The 16858-nt window shown below is 72.7% G+C and carries 18 protein-coding genes; 7 read left to right on the forward strand and 11 right to left on the reverse strand.

The window, feature by feature from the left end:
- The first annotated feature begins 57 nt into the window (after positions 1-57).
- Positions 58-1020 carry a GlxA family transcriptional regulator gene (locus CCN29_RS08365; RefSeq protein WP_031020494.1) on the forward strand — a complete coding sequence of 321 codons (963 nt, stop codon included), beginning with the start codon at positions 58-60 and terminating at the stop codon, positions 1018-1020.
- Between the two features lie 22 nt (positions 1021-1042).
- Here CCN29_RS08365 and CCN29_RS08370 read toward each other — a convergent pair whose 3' ends face one another.
- From CCN29_RS08370 to CCN29_RS08415, 10 genes are all read right to left on the reverse strand, one after another.
- Positions 1043-2410 (reverse strand): bifunctional albaflavenone monooxygenase/terpene synthase, encoded by a 1368-nt coding sequence (locus CCN29_RS08370; RefSeq protein ID WP_031063775.1) that lies wholly within the window; start codon positions 2408-2410, stop codon positions 1043-1045.
- Positions 2407-3492, reverse strand: coding sequence for an epi-isozizaene synthase (gene cyc1, locus CCN29_RS08375; RefSeq protein ID WP_031063773.1), 1086 nt, complete (start codon positions 3490-3492; stop codon positions 2407-2409). Before cyc1 ends, CCN29_RS08370 begins: the two co-directional genes overlap by 4 nt.
- Positions 3493-3708: 216 nt before the next feature.
- Positions 3709-4359 (reverse strand): peptide deformylase, encoded by a 651-nt coding sequence (gene def / locus CCN29_RS08380; RefSeq protein WP_006134741.1) that lies wholly within the window; start codon positions 4357-4359, stop codon positions 3709-3711.
- Positions 4360-4455: 96 nt separating this feature from the next.
- Positions 4456-5436, reverse strand: a complete 981-nt coding sequence (locus tag CCN29_RS08385; RefSeq protein WP_006134740.1) for a tetratricopeptide repeat protein — start codon at positions 5434-5436, stop codon at positions 4456-4458.
- Positions 5437-5592: 156 nt separating this feature from the next.
- Positions 5593-6840 carry an HD domain-containing protein gene (locus CCN29_RS08390; RefSeq protein ID WP_006134739.1) on the reverse strand — a complete coding sequence of 416 codons (1248 nt, stop codon included), beginning with the start codon at positions 6838-6840 and terminating at the stop codon, positions 5593-5595.
- Positions 6837-8216 (reverse strand): HD-GYP domain-containing protein, encoded by a 1380-nt coding sequence (locus CCN29_RS08395; protein WP_031020486.1) that lies wholly within the window; start codon positions 8214-8216, stop codon positions 6837-6839. Before CCN29_RS08395 ends, CCN29_RS08390 begins: the two co-directional genes overlap by 4 nt.
- 140 nt (positions 8217-8356) lie before the next feature.
- Positions 8357-8659, reverse strand: coding sequence for a mycothiol system anti-sigma-R factor (gene rsrA, locus CCN29_RS08400; protein ID WP_006134737.1), 303 nt, complete (start codon positions 8657-8659; stop codon positions 8357-8359).
- Positions 8656-9342, reverse strand: a complete 687-nt coding sequence (gene sigR / locus CCN29_RS08405; RefSeq protein ID WP_006134736.1) for an RNA polymerase sigma factor SigR — start codon at positions 9340-9342, stop codon at positions 8656-8658. The genes rsrA and sigR overlap by 4 nt, the downstream gene beginning before the upstream one ends.
- A gap of 254 nt (positions 9343-9596) precedes the next feature.
- Entirely contained in the window at positions 9597-10226 is a 630-nt protein-coding gene (locus CCN29_RS08410; protein WP_006134735.1) for an alpha/beta hydrolase family protein, read from the reverse strand.
- A gap of 1 nt (position 10227) precedes the next feature.
- Entirely contained in the window at positions 10228-11043 is an 816-nt protein-coding gene (locus CCN29_RS08415) for an SOS response-associated peptidase (protein WP_031020484.1), read from the reverse strand.
- Between the two features lie 60 nt (positions 11044-11103).
- On the opposite strand from CCN29_RS08415, the gene CCN29_RS08420 reads away from it, so the two are divergent.
- The 4 genes from CCN29_RS08420 (at position 11104) to CCN29_RS08435 (ending at position 14712) form a co-directional block, all read left to right on the forward strand.
- Positions 11104-11835: a M50 family metallopeptidase gene (locus tag CCN29_RS08420; RefSeq protein ID WP_031020482.1), complete on the forward strand. Its 732-nt coding sequence runs from the start codon at positions 11104-11106 to the stop codon at positions 11833-11835.
- 107 nt (positions 11836-11942) lie between these two features.
- Positions 11943-13259: a 3-phosphoshikimate 1-carboxyvinyltransferase gene (gene aroA, locus CCN29_RS08425; RefSeq protein ID WP_006134732.1), complete on the forward strand. Its 1317-nt coding sequence runs from the start codon at positions 11943-11945 to the stop codon at positions 13257-13259.
- A 9-nt stretch (positions 13260-13268) separates the two neighbouring features.
- Entirely contained in the window at positions 13269-14279 is a 1011-nt protein-coding gene (gene rsgA, locus CCN29_RS08430; protein WP_006134730.1) for a ribosome small subunit-dependent GTPase A, read from the forward strand.
- Between the two features lie 109 nt (positions 14280-14388).
- Positions 14389-14712 carry a DMT family transporter gene (locus tag CCN29_RS08435; RefSeq protein WP_006134729.1) on the forward strand — a complete coding sequence of 108 codons (324 nt, stop codon included), beginning with the start codon at positions 14389-14391 and terminating at the stop codon, positions 14710-14712.
- Between the two features lie 30 nt (positions 14713-14742).
- On the opposite strand, the gene CCN29_RS08440 is transcribed toward CCN29_RS08435, so the two are convergent.
- Entirely contained in the window at positions 14743-15354 is a 612-nt protein-coding gene (locus CCN29_RS08440; RefSeq protein ID WP_086680796.1) for a TetR/AcrR family transcriptional regulator, read from the reverse strand.
- 125 nt (positions 15355-15479) lie between these two features.
- Here CCN29_RS08440 and hisN point away from each other — a divergent pair, with 125 nt between their 5' ends.
- Complete coding sequence (gene hisN, locus CCN29_RS08445) at positions 15480-16283, forward strand: histidinol-phosphatase (RefSeq protein ID WP_006134727.1); 804 nt, start codon at positions 15480-15482, stop codon at positions 16281-16283.
- A gap of 170 nt (positions 16284-16453) precedes the next feature.
- Positions 16454-16855, forward strand: coding sequence for a CBS domain-containing protein (locus CCN29_RS08450; RefSeq protein WP_006134726.1), 402 nt, complete (start codon positions 16454-16456; stop codon positions 16853-16855).
- The last annotated feature ends 3 nt before the right edge of the window (positions 16856-16858 follow it).

Here is a 16858-nt window from a genome sequence, read left to right on the forward strand (position 1 = left end):
GTGGCAGGACTGCCGTAGACCCTCGATTTACTGCCAACGGCGAGGCACACTGGTGCCATGCTCCGTAATGTGGCGGCCGTCCTCCTCGACGGTGTGAATCCCTTCGAACTCGGCGTGGTCTGCGAGGTCTTCGGCATCGACCGCAGCGACGACGGGCTGCCGGTCTACGACTTCGCCGTCGCCTCGGCGGAGGGGGCCTCGGTGCGCGCGAGCACCGGTTTCACGCTCCAGGTGGAGCACGGCCTGGAGCGGCTGGAGACGGCCGACCTGATCACCGTGCCCGCCGGCGCCTCCTACGCCTCCCGCGAGTTCCCGCCCGAGCTGCTGGACGCGCTGCGCCGGGCGGTGGACCGGGGCGCGCGGGTGCTGAGCGTGTGCTCGGGGGTGTTCGTGCTGGCCGCCGCCGGGCTGCTGGAGGGGCGGCGCGCCGCGGTGCACTGGAAGCACGCGGAGGAGCTGAGCCGCCGCCATCCGCATCTGACGGTCGAGCCGGACGTGCTGTACGTCGACGAGGACCCGGTGATCACCTCTGCGGGCACCGCCGCGGGCATCGACGCCTGTCTGCACCTGGTGCGCAAGGAGCAGGGCCCCGAGGTGGCCAACCGGATCGCCCGGCGGATGGTGGTGCCGCCGCACCGCGACGGCGGGCAGGCCCAGTACATCGAACGTCCGCTGCCCGAGCCCGGGGGCGACTCGGTCGCCGGGGTGCTGGTGTGGATGGAGCGGCATCTCGACGAGGAGGTCACCGTCGAGCAGCTCGCGGCCCGCGCCCTGATGTCCCCGCGCACCTTCGCCCGCCGCTTCCAGCAGGAGACCGGCACCACGCCCTACCGCTGGATCCTGCGCCAGCGGGTGCTGCTCGCGCAGCATCTGCTGGAGCGGACGGACGAGACGGTGGACGCGATCGCCGGCCGTACCGGCTTCGGCAACGCGGCCGCGCTGCGCCACCACTTCGTGCGCGCGGTGGGGACCACCCCGCAGTCCTACCGGCGCGCGTTCAGGGGCCCGGAGGCTGCCTGACCGCGCGCCGGGCGGCAGGGCGTCAGCGGGCCAGCGCCCGCAGCATCAGCCGACGGGGCCGCAACGTGATGCCGATGCGGGGCCGGGCGTCGGAGTGCGCGGCGTGCTCGAAGCGGTACGCGTGCGCGACCGCGGCGGTGAGGAGCGTGAGCTCCGCCATGGAGAAGTGGTCGCTGGGGCACTTGCGGTTGCCCACGCTGAACGGGCTCATCGCGTACTTGGGCACGTCCTTGGACCGCTCCGGGAGCCAGCGGTCCGGGTCGAAGTCCTCGTTCCGCTCGTAGGAGCGCCGGTCGCGCTGGATCGCGTACGGGCTGTAGATGAGGTCCGCGCCCTTCGGAATGCGGTATCCGCCGAGTTCCGTGTCGGCGACCGCGCGGCGGGTCAATATCCAGACGGCCGGATACAGCCGCAGGGTCTCCGTGACGACATTCGCGGTGTACGTCAGCTTCCGTACGTCCTCGAATGCGACCGGGCGGTCGCCGACCACGGATTCCACCTCGTCGCGGATCTTGTCACCGAGTTCCGGGTGCTCCGTGAGAACCAGGAGCAGCGACATGACCGTGGATCCGACCGTTTCGGCGCCGGGGGTCAGGATGGCGATGACCTGATCGTGGATCTCCTGTTCCCCGATGGGGTCGCCATTGTCGTCCTTCGCCTCCAGCAAAGCCGTCAGCAAATCGTCCGGTTTTTGACCGCCTGCCCGTCGGTCGGCGACGATCTCGTCGACCAGGACATGCAAATCGGCCAGTGCGCGGTTGAATTCCCGATTGGCCGGAAGCGGAACCTTGTAGAGGGGTCCGAGCGGCACCACCATCCGCTGGTACATCCCCGCGAACAGGGTGGTGAGGTCCGCGCAGATGCGGTCGGCGCGGGCGTCCATGTAGCTGCCGCGCATCAGGCAGCGGGCGGCGACCCGCACGGCCACGCGGAACGACTCGTACGTGATGTCCAGCACCCCGCCCGCGGCCCGCCAGCGTTCCACCAGCGCGTAGGACTCCTCGGCCATGATCGGCCCGTAGGCGGGGATCGCGTCCAGCCGGAACGCCGGCTGGATGGTGCGCCGCTGGCGCCGGTGCAGCTTGCCGTTGGCGGTGGCCACGCCCTCCTTGCCGAGGAGGCTCTCCAGCGACTCCCACAGGGGCCCGGCGATGATGTAGTCCGGGCTGAGCGCCACCGCGCCGGTGAGGGCGGGGGTGGTGACGGCGTAGACGGTCTTGGGGCCCAGCTTCAGGCGCACCACGTCGCCGTGGTCGCGCAGCTGGGACAGGAAGGCCAGCGGATCGCGCACCAGGCGCCAGCCGTGGCCGAGGAGCGGGACGGCGCCGCCCGCCACGGGCGGCTCGGCGGACGCGGTGGTGTCCTTCGGGCGTACGGACTCGACGGTCATTGCTCACCTTCCGCTGCGTTGTTGACGTACGGGGGCGTGGACCGGTCGTCCCAGCTGTCGACCCGGTACCGGCCGGACTCGTGGTGGAACCAGTAGACGGAACTGAACCAGTTCCGCATGTTGCCGACGCAGGCGCGCACGGCGGTGCTCGTCTCCTTTCCGCCCACCGTTCCGTCGTCGAGCCGGTCGGCGAACCGTAAGGCCTCCTGTTCCGCGTCCAGGAATTCGCTGATGCATTCCTCCACGCGGCGCCGCACCTCGGCTATCGCCTCTTCGAGGGTCATGTTCTCGTGGATGACGAGACTGATGCCGAGATTGTGCACCTCATTTCCCGCGATTTCCTTGGGCAGCGAGCAGAGGTCGTTGTACCAGGCGGCGAATTCCTGGCTGAGCAGCGCCGGTTTCCGGTAGGCCGGGTTCTTCCGCACCGCGTCCGGGAGTTCGTGTCCCGCGCTCGGTTCCAGAAGGTCCGTCCAGATCCAGTGCGCGAACGTCAGGCGGCGCAGTTCGAGGTATTCCTCGACGGTCGGGACGATGCCTTCGGTGCGGTTGTGGAACTCCCGGTCGTACGCCTCGATCACGGTGTGGAAGTGGCGCGCGAACCGCGCGTTCCAGGTGTCCGGAAGGAACGCGTAGAGCCGCAGCACGCTGTCGGCGAGACCCGCGACCACGGGGTCCTGGTGACGCAGGTGGTCTCCGGGGCGGTCGAGGGCGCTGTGCAGCAGGTCCTTCAGCCGCCGCCAGGCGGCGGGACGGCCGTGGACGATGTCGCGGTCGTGACGGTCGTCCCAGACGAAGAACCAGGCACTGTAGTCCGCTATCGCCTGGAGGACCTCGTCGGGGGCGCCTATGTAGTAGCCCGCCATGAGGTCCGTGTAGCACAGGCCGTCGGCATATGACTCCACCTTCTCCGGCGTCATGAGCCGCTTTTCGAGCAGCCATGCCCGGGTCTCCCTCTGGAGCTTCGGCCAATACGGGTGGAGTTGCCGGGGAAACGCCGCCTCGATCACCGGAAGAGACAGCGCCGGTGGAACTGCGATGGTGGTCGGTGTCGATGTGGAGCCGTGTGACAAAGCATGCACGAACATTCCCCTCTCAGCCGCCAGTTGAGCGCCCGTCCCCCGAGCCGGGCGTACGCCGTGCGTATCCCCGCACCACCATTCAGCACCACAAGTGACCGTTGTGGGAACGGATTTGCTTCTTTCACTACCTCTGGATGCGCACAGACGAACGGCGCCCGTCCGGGATGTGCCGGATCGGGCGCCGTGTGCGCGATGTGAAGAAAGCCGTGCGGGCGGTCAGTCGTTGGCGACGACGGGGTACCGCGGCTCGTTCTCCGCCATCTGCTGGAGCGCGGCCTTGCGCTCACGCTTCGACAGACGGTCGATGTACAGGTAGCCGTACAGGTGGTCCGTCTCGTGCTGGAGGCAGCGCGCGAAGTAGCCCGTTCCGCGTACCCGGACCGGGTTGCCCTGCTCGTCCTGACCGGTCACCTCGGCGTAGTCGGGCCGGGCCAGCGACGCGTACGCGGTGGGCACGGACAGGCAGCCCTCGCTGCTGTCGTCCAGCCGGCGCAGCTCGGCGGGCAGTTCGACGAGTTTGGGGTTGCACACCACGCCGACATGGCGCACGCCCTCGTCGTCCGGGCAGTCGTACACGAAGACCTTCAGGTCGACACCGATCTGGTTGGCGGCCAGGCCCACGCCCTCGGCGGTGCGCTGGCTGGCGAACATGTCGGCGACCAGCTGCTGGAGCTCCTCGCCGAAGTCCGTGACGTCCTTGCACTCCTTGTGCAGCACCGGGTTGCCGACCACGGTGATCGGGCGCGAGGTGCCACGCTCCCGCCACGCCGCCTCGCGCTCCTCGCAGTCCTCCGTGTCGATGACGTAGCCCTCGTCGTCGACGGGGAGCACGCCCGTGTGCTGCTGATCGGTGTCCTGCTGAGCCATGACCGACGTGTGCCTTCCTGAGAAAACCGGAGGTGGTGTGACAAGGGTAAGCCGCAGCGCCCCGTAAGGGACGCGGGACAGTTTCGATGTGCGGCCCTAACACACCTCTTCGAGATCCCGCCAGTCCCGGGAGTCCGGACTGTCCGCGACCCACCCGTCCAACAACCCCCGGACCAAGGAAGCCGGGGCAGCGATGCCACACTCCCGCTCCGGCACCCACAACTGCCCGTCCGTACGGTGCCCGAGGGGCCCGGGATGCCCCGGCTCACTGTGATCGTGAGGATCGAGATGCTCACCGTCACCCTCGTCGGACGGCATCCGCGACTCCGAGCACATGCGGCACAGCAGCCGCACCGACGACGACCAGTCCTCCGCCGCGAACCCGGCGTCGGAGGCGAGCTGCTCCAGCGCGTCCCGGTCGGCCTCGGACGCGGCCTCGAGCAGCACCACCCAGGTCGGCACCGGCGAGGGCGCCCACAACTCGATCTCGTCGAACACCGGGTAGGTGTGCCCGGCGGCGGTGCTCCGCTCGCCGTGCGGCACCCCGTCGTGCAGCACGACCTCGCCCCAGCGGCGCCCGGAGGACGGCAGCGGGATGGACAGCACCTCGATGCGGGCGGGGTCGAGCCGCCGCCCCCACACCACCTCGGCCTCCCCCTCGGGGGACAGCCGTACGGCCGCGCTGCCCAGGTCCATGCCGAGGGGCTCGCCCGAGTCGGTCGCGGAGCCGGGCACCTTGAGCCCGTACGCCTGCCAGGCGCGGCGCGCCAGCGGCCAGTCCTGGAGAGCGGTCGCGGCGATGCCCACGTTCCACCAGTCCGGCGCCCCGGTGTCCCGGTCGAGCAGGGCGACGGCGCGCAGTCCGGCCGCGCGCGCCTGCTCCCAGTCGTGCCGGAACTTGTGCAGCAGCGCGAGGTTGAACCAGGACTCCGACAGCCAGGGCTCCAGGTCGGCGGCCCGGGTCAGCAGCGCGCCCGCGTCCTCGTACCGGCCGTCGCCGATGAGCGTGAACGCGCGGTCCGTGGCCTGCCGCCAGGAGGCGGAGGGCCGGTGACGTCCCTTGCCGAAGATCCTCACGATTCCCGCCTGCCAGTTCCGTTCGGTGGGCCGGCCGCAGCGATCGGCGCCCCCGGACACCCTCTCCTTCGCATCCAACCACGTACGGCCGCGAGGGCGCTCATTACCCATGGGTTACCCAGCTCGGCCGGGAACCAGACCGCCGGGTCCGTCCCCTCACCACGACCGGTCCACCTGTTCACGTGTCCCCTCCGTGTCCCGGGACAGAACCCTGGCCAGGGCCTCGACGACCTCCGGCGCGTACTCCCCGGCGGCCTCGAGCCGCAGTTCCTCCAGCGCGGTCAGCGGCCCCCCGGGCCCTCCTTCCCTGCACTTCTCGTCGTACGCGTTCACCACCCGGACGATCCGGGCGGCCAGGGGCTGCTCCGCGTGCGGGTCGGCCTGGCGTTCGACGATCCCGGCGACCCGGGGGTCCACCCCGGTCTGCCGCACCACCGCGCCGCCCAGGAGCGCGATCCGCCGCTGCTCGGCGGGCGGCAGCCCGGCGGTGGCGCCCTCGGGCACCGGGTCGACGAGGCTGAGCTGCCCGATGTCGTGCATCAGCGCCGCGTACTCCAGCACGGTCAGCTCCGGCTCGGTCAGCCCGAGGTCCCGGCCCACCGCCTGGCTGAGCGCGGCGACCCGGCGCGAGTGCCCGTGCGGGGTGTACCCGGCGATCTCGGTGGCCCGCGCCAGGGACGCGATGGTCTGCCGGTAGGTGGCGCGCACCGCCGTGTACCTGCGGTGGGACAGCTGCGCGAGCAGCAGCGGCACCGAGAACACGGGCAGCGCCCACAGCCCCGCGACGGCCGTGCCCAGCGCCATCACCGCGCCGGTGGCCACGACGGCGGCGCCGATGCCGGGCACCGCCCGCAGTTCGTCGCGCAGCAGCGGCGGGAAGGGCCAGCCGGTGCGGGAGTGGGCCAGCGCGGCGGCGAGCACCGCGTCGCACAGCGCGGTCAGGGTCAGCAGGACGAGCAGCAGCAGCGCGTGCCCGGGCCCGCCGAGGCCGTCGAACGCGCCCCGGGCGTGCAGCGGGTGGAAGCACACGGCGACGAAGCCGACGGTCAGCACCCGGCGGGTCACCGGGTCCAGGGCGGGCCCGTCACCGCGTCCGACGTGCGGGACGCTGCCCAGCAGCGACGCGGCGAGCACCACGGTGACGACCTGGGCGGCGCCGTGCTGGGCGGGCCGCCCCGCGACCTCGCCGAGCAGCGCGTACGCCAGCGCGCCTGCCGCGGCGAGCGGCGCGGGCTCCCGGATCCCCCGGCCGCCGCGCCGGGTGAGCTCGCCGACCGCGACGAGCGTGCCGAAGGCCAGGGCGGTGGAGCGGTCCTCGACGCCGTGGTACAGCGTGGTGCCCAGCGATCCGGCCGCGAAGGCGGCGGCGCACAGGTGCACGACGGTGTGCAGCCGGGGCCTCACCGGCGCGCCCCGGGACGACCGGTGACGGGCTCGGCGGGACCGGGGACGGGCGTCCGCAGGGGCTCGTCGGCGGTCACGGCCGGGTGCCAGCCGGTGCGGCCGATCGCGCGGACCAGCGCCTTCACCATCCGCGGGTCGAAGTGCGTGCCCGCGCACCGCTCCAGCTCCTCCAGCGCCACGGGCACCGGGCGGGCCCTGCTGTAGCTGCGGGTGGACGTCATCGCGTCGAAGGCGTCGGCGACCGCGACGACCCGCGCGGACTCGGGGATCTGACGGCCCGCCAGCCCGTAGGGGTAGCCCTTGCCGTCGAGCCGCTCGTGGTGGTGCAGCACGGCCGCGCGGGCCTCGCCGAGGAAGGAGATGCCGCGCACCATCTCGTGCCCGTACTCGGGGTGCAGTTCGATGACGCGCCGCTCCTCGGGGGTGAGCGGGCCGTTCTTGGTGAGCAGCCGGGTGGGCACGCCGAGCTTGCCGACGTCGTGCAGGATGCCGGCGAACCGCAGCATCTCGACCCGCTCGTCGTCCATGCCGAGTTCGCGCGCGATCAGCATGGACGCCCGGCCGACGCGCTCGCTGTGCCCGCGCGTGTAGCCGTCCTTGATGTCGACGGCCTGCACCAGCGCGCGGATCGTGGCCTGGTGGGCGGCGCGCTCCCGGTGGTACTGGGCGAACGCCCACCAGGAGACGCCCATCGGCAGCAGCACCAGCAGCGCCGCGACCGGGCCGTACGGGCTGCGCCACAGCAGGGCCGTCATCAGTCCGGCCAGGCCGTGCACGGTGAGCGGCGCGAGGGAGCCGAGGAACAGCCGCCACCAGGCGGCCACGGGACGGCCGCGCGGCACCCCGCCCGGCGCGGGCGCCAGGACGCCGCCGTCGAGGAGCGTGAGGACGAGGCAGAACGCGAGCACCGCGGCGCCCGCCGTGGCGAGGGCGCCGGGCATGTCGCACTGCGCCACCGCGTCCCGGCCGCCGGTCTTGAGGTGGACGAGGCTCGCGGCCCACACGGCGACGACGAGCCGGCCGGTGCGCCACAGCCTGCGCGCGAGACGGGGGCCGTGCTCGACGGGGAGCAGCAGCGCCCCGGGCAGCGCGACGAGGGCGGCGGCGGTGGGCGGGAGCAGGAAGGCCCCGGCGAGCAGCACGGGGTGGAAGGTGCCGCCGGGGTGGGGGCCGGCGGCGAGGCGGGAGCGGGCGAGGCGCTCGCAGCCCGCGTACACGGCGGCGAGCAGGACCACCGGCCACCAGGGGACGCGCGGGTCGGGCAGGGACGCGAGCACCCCCGGCCGGGGAACGCCCGGCAGGGGGAGCAGACAGCACAGTCCGAGCAGGGTGACGCCGACGAGATACACCCGGGCCCGCGCCGGTAACGCCTCCATGAGCCCCTCCCCCGACCGTGCCGCGCGCATCGTCCGTCGCCCGTCGGCTCCTGGAGCCTAGGACGGGCGGAGGCGCCGCCGGGGGCGGACCGCCCGCGGATTAGCACAATCGGGTGACGCGGCCCCTGGGGAGGGGGAGGTCAGGACTCCTGCGGGGCGGCCGTGACGTCCTGGTCGGGCACGGTCTCGCCGGAGCGGATCAGCTCGATCCGGCCCATGACCTTGGAGCGCAGGTCGCCCGGCACGTCGTCCTGGCCGCAGCACCGCTTGACGAGCTTCTTCACCGCCTGTTCCAGCCCGTACTTCTCCAGGCAGGGCGAGCACTCCTCGAAGTGGTGCTCGAACTTCTGGCAGTCGGCATCCGGCATCTCACGGTCGAGGAACTCGTAGAGATGATCGAGGATTTCGCTGCAATCCGTCTCGTGCGGCTCTCCGCAGCTCATGACCCCGAGCCTTTCGCTTCGTTCGACTCTCCGGCACCGGCCGGGACCAGTCCGCGCTCGCGCGCGTAGTCCTCGAGCATGCCGCGCAGCTGGCGACGTCCACGGTGAAGCCGGGACATCACCGTTCCGATGGGTGTCCCCATGATGTCGGCGATCTCCTTGTAGGCAAAGCCCTCGACATCGGCGAGATAGACCGCGATACGGAACTCCTCCGGGATCGCCTGCAGGGCTTCCTTCACGTCCGAGTCCGGCAGGTGGTCCAGCGCCTGCGACTCGGCGGAGCGCAGACCCGTGGACATGTGCGACTCGGCGCGCGCGAGCTGCCAGTCCTCGATCTCCTCGGCCGCGGAGCGCTGGGGTTCGCGCTGCTTCTTGCGGTACGAGTTGATGAAGGTGTTGGTGAGGATCCGGTACAGCCACGCCTTGAGGTTGGTGCCCTCGCGGAACTGGTGGAAGGACCCGTACGCCTTGGCGTAGGTCTCCTGCACCAGGTCCTCGGCGTCGGCCGGGTTGCGCGTCATGCGCAGCGCGGCCGAGTACATCTGGTCGAGGAACTCGAGTGCGTCCCGCTCGAAGCGCGCGCTGCGCTCCGCGGTCGTCTCCGCTCCCCTGCTGCCCTGGCCCTCGGGCTGCTCCGCCTGGCCGTGTTCGGTCCCTGCGTCGGTACCGGGAACCGGACCCACCTCCTCCAGAGTTGTCGCGAGGCCGAGACCGGCCTCACCCGAATCGGAGGATAGACGACGATCCGGTCCGCCCGCCGCCCGAATCGGGGCGGTCTTGGCCGCGTGCAGCACCGTCCAGTCGAGGTCGGCGCGGGCACTGCGGCTCGGGCAGAACGTGGAACCCATGCGGTGGACTTCCTCTCCTACGGCGGCGGTGCCGTTCGACCGGCACGTACGCACCCCACAACAGCGGGGCCCGCCGTCGCATTCCCGCCTCAGTGAAGGGCGGCCGTCCACCGCACGACCGCGTCCGTGATCACCCGGAGCGCCTCCTCCTGCGTGAGGCCGGCGCGCTTCGGCACGGCGAAGCCGTGGTCCGCCTGCGCCACCTCGACGAGTTCGTGGCCGCCCTCGGGGAACTCGGCGGGTTTGCCGAAGGGGTCGTTGCCGCCCTGGACGACGAGTGTGGGGACGCCCGCGTCCAGCAGTTCCCGCGCGCGGGACTTCTCGGGCCTGCCCGGCGGGTGGAGCGGGAAGCTCAGCGCCAGCACGGCACGGGCGCCGAGTTCCCTGGCGGTGCGGCAGGCGACGCGGGCGCCGGCGCTGCGTCCGCCGGAGATCACCGGCAGGCCCGGGGCGGTCAGCGCCGGCCAGACGCCGCGCCAGCCGGTGTCCAGGGTCTTCGGCGCCGGGGCGACCTTCTTGCCGGCCACCCGCCAGGGCTGCTCGACGAGGGCGACGGTCACGCCGTGCGCGGGCAGGACGGCGGCGAGCGCGGCCAGGTCGCGGGCCTCGATGCCGCCGCCGGCGCCGTGGCTCGCGGCGAGGACGAGGCGCGGCTTCGCGGCGGGGTGCCAGGTGACGCGGGCGTCGCCCGCGTCGGTGGTGATCGTCTCGGTGGTCACGTCAGAAGAGTGTGCCCTCTTCCGGGGCGGCCAGCTCCTTCAGCAGCTCCGGGCCGTTGTTGCGGACGTTGCTGACGGCGGTGGTGACCGGGTAGGCGCGCATCAGGCCGGGCGGCGGCGGGGCGAGCAGTCCGCGCAGGTCCCCGGGGTCGGTGCGGGACGGATCGAGCCAGGCGTCCCAGCGGTCCGGGGTGAGCATCAGCGGCATCCGCGGGTGGATGTCGGCGAGGGAGTGCGGCCCCTCCTCCGGGGCGACGGCCAGCGGAGTCGTCTCGGCCTCGGTGGTGATCACGGAGCAGGTCACCCACCAGGCCAGGGGGTGGTCGTCGGGCAGCGTGCGGTCGCGCCAGAACTCGTACAGTCCGGCCATCGCGAAGACCGAGCCGTCGGCCGGCGTCACGAAGTACGGCTGCTTGCGGGGCCGCTTCTTCTTGCCCTCGACCTCCAGGTCGCGCTCCTGCTTGCCGGTGACCCACTCGTAGTAGCCGTCGGCGGGGAGGATGCAGCGGCGGGCGGCGAAGGCGCGGCGGTACGACGGCTTCTCGTGGACGGTCTCCGCGCGCGCGTTGATCATCCGGGCGCCGCCCTCGGGGGTCTTGGACCAGGACGGCACCAGTCCCCACTTCAGCGTGCGCAGCTGCCGAACCGGGCGGGGGTCGTCCGCGTCCTTCAGTGGACGGGAGAGGACGGCGTGGACCTCCTTGGTCGGCGCCACGTTGTAGTCGGCCTCCAGGGTCTCCTCGGGCTCCCACTTCTCGATCTCGAAGATCCCGGCGAGGTCCTCGGGCCTGCGACTCGCTGCATACCGTCCGCACATACGTGCAACACTGCCAGACTCCGCACGCGTACAGGGAGCGATCCGAAACACATGACGAGCATGGTCACCACCGCGTCCGTGTCCCTGATGTCCCTCGGCTCCCTCTGGGACGAGGTCTCGGGCACCCAGCCCGACCCGGACCTGTGGGTGGTCGTCGCGACGCTGGTGGCGGCCGCCGCCGTGGTGGTGCCGCGGGCGCCGTGGCGGATCGCGCGCAACGCCGTCACCATCGCTCACGAGGGCGGGCACGGCCTGGTGGCGCTGCTCACCGGCCGCACCCTGACGGGGATACGCCTGCACTCGGACACCAGCGGCCTGACCGTCAGCCGGGGCAAGCCGACCGGCATCGGCATGATCCTCACGGCCGCCGCCGGCTACACCGCTCCCCCGCTGCTGGGCCTGGGCGGGGCCGCGCTGCTCGGCGCGGGACGCATCACGCTGCTGCTGTGGCTGGCCACCGCGCTGCTGCTGGCGGTGCTGGTGATGATCCGCAACGCCTACGGCGCGGTGTCGGTGCTGGTCACCGGGAGCACGTTCGTGCTGGTGTCGTGGCTCGCGGGACCCCAGGTGCAGGCGGCGTTCGCGTACGCCGTGGTGTGGTTCCTGCTGCTGGGCGGGGTGCGCCCGGCGTTCGAGCTCCAGGCCAAGCGGCGGCGCGGGGGCGCAGGGGACTCGGACGCGGACCAGCTCTCCCGGCTGACGCACGTGCCGGCGGGGATGTGGCTGTTCCTCTTCCACGCGGTGTCGGTGTGCTCGCTGCTGGGCGGCGGGCGCTGGCTGCTGGGTCTGTGACCGCGGGCGGCGGCGACCGGGCAGCCGGGGCGCGGCCCGCGCCGGGCGGTGTTCCGCCTGGCGGGCACGGAACGGCCGGCCTCCTCACCTCCTTATAAAGTGGCCCCATGGCCCCGAATCCCACGCACACCGCCCTCTGGCCCGCCCCGCACGCGAGCGGAGCCGTCGACGCGACGGTCCACGTGCCCGGGTCCAAGTCGGTCACCAACCGCGCCCTCGTGCTGGCCGCCCTCGCCTCCGAGCCGGGCTGGCTGCGCCGCCCGCTGCGTTCGCGGGACACGCTGCTGATGGCGGGCGGGCTGCGCGCCCTGGGCGTGGAGATCGAGGAGGGCGTCGGCCCCGACGGGACGGGCGAGGCCTGGCGTGTGGTGCCGGCCGGTCTGCACGGCCGGGCCACCGTGGACGTCGGCAACGCGGGCACGGTGATGCGCTTCCTGCCGCCGGTGGCCACCCTGGCGGACGGTCCGGTGCGGTTCGACGGCGACCCGCGGTCGTACGAGCGTCCCCTGAACGGCGTCATCGACGCGCTGCGCCGGCTGGGCGCCCGGATCGACGACGACGACCGGGGCGCGCTGCCGATGACGGTGCACGGCGGGGGCGCGCTGGACGGCGGTCCGGTCGAGGTGGACGCGTCCTCCTCGTCGCAGTTCGTCAGCGCGCTGCTGCTGTCGGCGCCGCGCTTCAACCAGGGCGTGGAGGTGCGGCACACGGGCGCGACGCTGCCGTCGATGCCGCACATCCGGATGACGGTCGACATGCTGCGCGCGGTCGGGGCCCAGGTCGACACCCCCGAGTCGGGCGGCCGGCCGAACGTCTGGCGGGTCACCCCGGGCGCGCTGCTCGGCCGGGACCTGACGATCGAACCGGACCTGTCCAACGCGCAGCCGTTCCTGGCGGCGGCGCTCGTCACCGGCGGCAAGGTGGTGATCCCCGACTGGCCCGCGCGGACCACCCAGCCCGGCGACCGGCTGCGGGAGATCTTCACCGAGATGGGCGGCTCCTGCGAGCTGACCGAGTACGGGCTGGTGTTCACGGGCTCGGGCGCGGTGCACGGCATCGACGTGGACCTCGGCGAGGTGGGCGAGCTGACGCCGGGCGTCGCGGCCGTCGCGGCCCTCGCGGACTCCCCGTCGACCCTGCGGGGCGTGGCGCATCTGCGGCTGCACGAGACGGACCGGCTGGCCGCGCTGACCAAGGAGATCAACGAGCTGGGCGGCGACGTCACCGAGACGGCGGACGGTCTGCACATCCGCCCGCGCCGGCTGCACGGCGGGGTGTTCCACACCTACGAGGACCACCGCATGGCCACCGCCGGTGCGATCATCGGCCTGGCGGTCGAGGGCGTGCAGATCGAGAACGTGGCGACCACGGCGAAGACCCTGCCGGACTTCCCCGAGCTGTGGACCGGGATGCTCGGGGCGTAGGGGTTCACGATGCGCCGCTACGGCAAGCACACCGACGAGGACGACATCCGCTCCCGCCCCAACCGCAGGGGCAACCGGCCGCGCACCCACATCAGGCCCAAGCACGAGGACGCCGCCGAGGGCATGGTGCTCACGGTCGACCGGGGCCGGCTGACCTGCCTCGTCGAGGACCGCGTCGTGACCGCGATGAAGGCCCGCGAGCTGGGCCGCAAGGCCGCCGTGGTGGGCGACCGGGTGGCCCTCGTCGGCGATCTGTCCGGCAGGAAGGACACCCTCGCCCGGATCGTGCGGATCGCGGAGCGCACGTCGGTGCTACGCCGCACCGCCGACGACGACGATCCCTACGAGCGCGTGGTCGTCGCCAACGCCGACCGGCTGGCCGTGGTCACCGCCCTCGCCGACCCCGAGCCCCGGCCGCGCCTGATCGACCGCTGCCTGGTCGCCGCCTACGACGGCGGCCTGGAGCCGCTGCTGGTGCTCACCAAGTCCGACCTGGCCCCGCCCGACAAGCTGCTGGAGCTGTACGGCGACCTGGACATCCCGTACGTCGTGACCAGCCGCGCGGAGCTCGAGAGCGGCGAGGCGGTGGAGCGGGTGCGCGAGCAGCTCGACGGCCGGATCACCGCGTTCGTGGGCCACTCGGGCGTCGGCAAGACGACGCTCGTCAACGCGCTGGTGCCCGAGGAGCGGCGCCGCACCACCGGTCATGTCAACGCGGTGACCGGGCGGGGGCGCCACACCACGACGTCCGCGCTGGCGCTGCCGCTCGCGGGCGCCGAGGGCTGGGTGATCGACACCCCGGGCGTGCGGTCGTTCGGGCTGGCCCACGTCGATCCGTCGCGGGTCATCCACGCCTTCCCCGACCTGGAGCCTGGCACGGAGGGGTGTCCGCGCGCGTGCAGTCACGACGAGCCGGACTGCGCCCTGGACGACTGGGTGGCCCAGGGCCACGCGGACCCGGCGCGGCTGTACTCGCTGCGGCGGCTGCTCGCCGCGCGGGAGCGCACCGACGGCGACTGACCCCCGTCGTGTTTGCCCTGCGGTGTCACCGGTAAGTGCATAATCGCACCGAGCCGGACACGAACCAGACGAAGCGGTCACTGTACGCGGGGAATGCGGGAGGACACACATGGCGTGGCTGCTGGTCATCGTCGCCGGGTTGCTCGAGACCGGTTTCGCCGTGTGCCTGAAGCTGTCGCACGGGTTCACCCGGCTGTGGCCGACGGTCGCCTTCTGCGCCTTCGCCCTGGGCAGCTTCGGTCTGCTCACCCTGGCGCTGCGGAAGCTGGACGTGGGACCGGCGTACGCGGTGTGGACGGGCATCGGGGCGGCGGGGACGGCCATCTACGGGATGGTGTTCCTCGGTGACCTGGTGTCCACGCTGAAGATCGTCTCGATCACCCTGGTGATCGTCGGGGTGATCGGGCTCCAGCTGTCGGGCTCGGCGCACTGAGCCTGCACGGGGGCCGTACGACGGGCCGTCCTACGGCACCGGCTGCCGGTGCAGGGCGCCGCGGACCAGCTCGGCCACGCCGTCTTCGGGCGAGGGCGCGACGACGCAGGACAGGGCGAGTCTGATCACCAGCTCGCAGGACCGGGCGAGATCGGCGGTGTCGGCGCGCGCGGGTCCCGGACCGGCGAGCGCGGCGACGGCCCGGTCGCGGACCAGGTGCACGAAGTCGGCGGGCGAGGGCAGCGGCCCGTCGGCGCGGCGCTGCGCGGGCACCGGGGAGCCGGACGGCACGGCCGCGAGGGGCGGCGCGGGCAGGCGCTCGTTCCAGCAGCCGGTGAGCATGGCCCGCACCAGGGCGTTCTCGCGGGCGCTCAGCGTGGTCCACTCGGCGGTGGCGGTCAGGCGGTCGCGGGGATCGGCGTGCGCGGTGAGGGCCCGTTCGACGCCGGCCAGGTAGCCGTCGGCCTCCCGGCGGACCAGGGCGCGGGCGAGACCGTCCTTGCTGCCGAACTCGTTGTAGAGCGTCTGGCGGGAGACCCCGGCCGCGGCGGCGACGTCCACCATCCGCACGGCGGACCACGGCCGGCGGGCGAGTGCGGTGTAAGCGGCGTCCAGCAGTGATTCCCGCGCTGCAGGCATCATCGCCTCCCTCGGGGCGAGCGGCCGACCCTGCGGTTCAGATTTGACGGGGTGCCGGGCACTGTCAAGGGGTCGCGGAACCGGCCCCCGGTGGCCTGGAACCGATCCCGGCCGATACCGTTCGTGCCATGCCCGACTACCTCGACGACCTGCGTCTCGCCCATGTCCTCGCGGACGCCGCCGACGCCGCGACCATGGACCGGTTCAAGGCTCTCGACCTCAAGGTGGAGACCAAACCCGACATGACGCCGGTGAGCGAGGCGGACAAGGCCGCCGAGGAGCTCATCCGCGGCCACCTGCGGCGGGCCCGCCCGCGCGACGCCGTGCTGGGCGAGGAGTACGGCGTGGAGGGCACCGGTCCGCGCCGCTGGGTGATCGACCCGATCGACGGCACCAAGAACTACGTGCGCGGCGTGCCCGTGTGGGCCACGCTGATCGCGCTGATGGAGGCGGGCGGCGAGGGGGGTTTCCAGCCGGTCGTCGGCGTGGTGTCCGCGCCCGCCCTGGGCCGCCGCTGGTGGGCGGCGAAGGGCCACGGCGCCTATGCCGGACGCAGCCTGTCCTCGGCCACCACGCTCCAGGTCTCCCGCGTCTCGCGGATCTCCGACGCCTCCTTCGCGTACTCCTCGCTCACCGGCTGGGAGGAGCAGGGGCGGCTCGACGGCTTCCTCGACCTCACCCGCGAGGTGTGGCGCACGCGCGCGTACGGCGACTTCTGGCCGTACATGATGGTCGCCGAGGGCTCGGTGGACGTCTGCGCGGAGCCGGAGCTGTCGCTGTGGGACATGGCGGCCACGGCGATCGTGGTGACGGAGGCCGGCGGCACCTTCACCGGCCTCGACGGCCGCCCGGGCCCGCACAGCGGCAACGCCGCCGCGTCGAACGGCCTGCTCCACGACGAGCTGCTGGGGTATCTCAACCAGCGGTACTGAACCGGCCGCGCTCGCGTCGCGCGCCCCCGGCCGGCCGCGCGCGCCCTCTTGTTGACCTGTGCTTTGCCTGCCACTCTGGGAGCTCCCCCACTTGTGAACTTGTGAAAGCGCGAACGAACGGGCCCACGCGCCCGTGACGTGGCGTTTTCCGGTAGGAGGTGGCTCCATCCATGCTCGTCCGTGACGCCATGAGCACCGTGGTCCTCACCATCGGCCCCGCCCACACGCTCCGCCAGGCCGCCGCCCTGATGTCCGCGCGCCGGGTGGGCGCGGCCGTGGTCCTCGACCCCGACGGCACCGGGATCGGCATCCTCACCGAACGGGACGTCCTCAACTCCGTGGGTCTCGGCCAGGACCCGGACGCGGAGCGCGCCCATGCCCACACCACCACCGACGTCGTCTTCGCCGACCCCTCCTGGACCCTGGAGGAGGCGGCGGCCGCCATGGCCCACGGGGGCTTCCGGCATCTGATCGTCCTCGACCGGGGCGGCCCCGCGGGCATCGTCTCGGTCCGCGACATCATCCGCTGCTGGGCGCCCGCCCGGCAGCGGGCCCCGCAGGTGCCCGCCTGACGG

Origin of the sequence: Streptomyces pseudogriseolus (genome assembly GCA_002154585.1) — a bacterium.
Taxonomy (GTDB): domain Bacteria; phylum Actinomycetota; class Actinomycetes; order Streptomycetales; family Streptomycetaceae; genus Streptomyces; species Streptomyces pseudogriseolus.

Bases quoted from the DNA above. Each gene is read 5' to 3' on its own strand.
- CCN29_RS08365 (WP_031020494.1), top strand. From the start codon at position 58: ATGCTCCGTAATGTGGCGGCCGTCCTCCTCGACGGTGTGAATCCCTTC.
- CCN29_RS08370 (WP_031063775.1), bottom strand. From the start codon at position 2,410: ATGACCGTCGAGTCCGTACGCCCGAAGGACACCACCGCGTCCGCCGAG.
- def (WP_006134741.1), bottom strand. From the start codon at position 4,359: ATGGCTCAGCAGGACACCGATCAGCAGCACACGGGCGTGCTCCCCGTC.
- CCN29_RS08395 (WP_031020486.1), bottom strand. From the start codon at position 8,216: ATGGAGGCGTTACCGGCGCGGGCCCGGGTGTATCTCGTCGGCGTCACC.
- rsrA (WP_006134737.1), bottom strand. From the start codon at position 8,659: ATGAGCTGCGGAGAGCCGCACGAGACGGATTGCAGCGAAATCCTCGAT.
- CCN29_RS08415 (WP_031020484.1), bottom strand. From the start codon at position 11,043: ATGTGCGGACGGTATGCAGCGAGTCGCAGGCCCGAGGACCTCGCCGGG.
- CCN29_RS08420 (WP_031020482.1), top strand. From the start codon at position 11,104: ATGGTCACCACCGCGTCCGTGTCCCTGATGTCCCTCGGCTCCCTCTGG.
- aroA (WP_006134732.1), top strand. From the start codon at position 11,943: ATGGCCCCGAATCCCACGCACACCGCCCTCTGGCCCGCCCCGCACGCG.
- rsgA (WP_006134730.1), top strand. From the start codon at position 13,269: ATGCGCCGCTACGGCAAGCACACCGACGAGGACGACATCCGCTCCCGC.
- CCN29_RS08435 (WP_006134729.1), top strand. From the start codon at position 14,389: ATGGCGTGGCTGCTGGTCATCGTCGCCGGGTTGCTCGAGACCGGTTTC.
- CCN29_RS08440 (WP_086680796.1), bottom strand. From the start codon at position 15,354: ATGATGCCTGCAGCGCGGGAATCACTGCTGGACGCCGCTTACACCGCA.
- hisN (WP_006134727.1), top strand. From the start codon at position 15,480: ATGCCCGACTACCTCGACGACCTGCGTCTCGCCCATGTCCTCGCGGAC.
- CCN29_RS08450 (WP_006134726.1), top strand. From the start codon at position 16,454: ATGCTCGTCCGTGACGCCATGAGCACCGTGGTCCTCACCATCGGCCCC.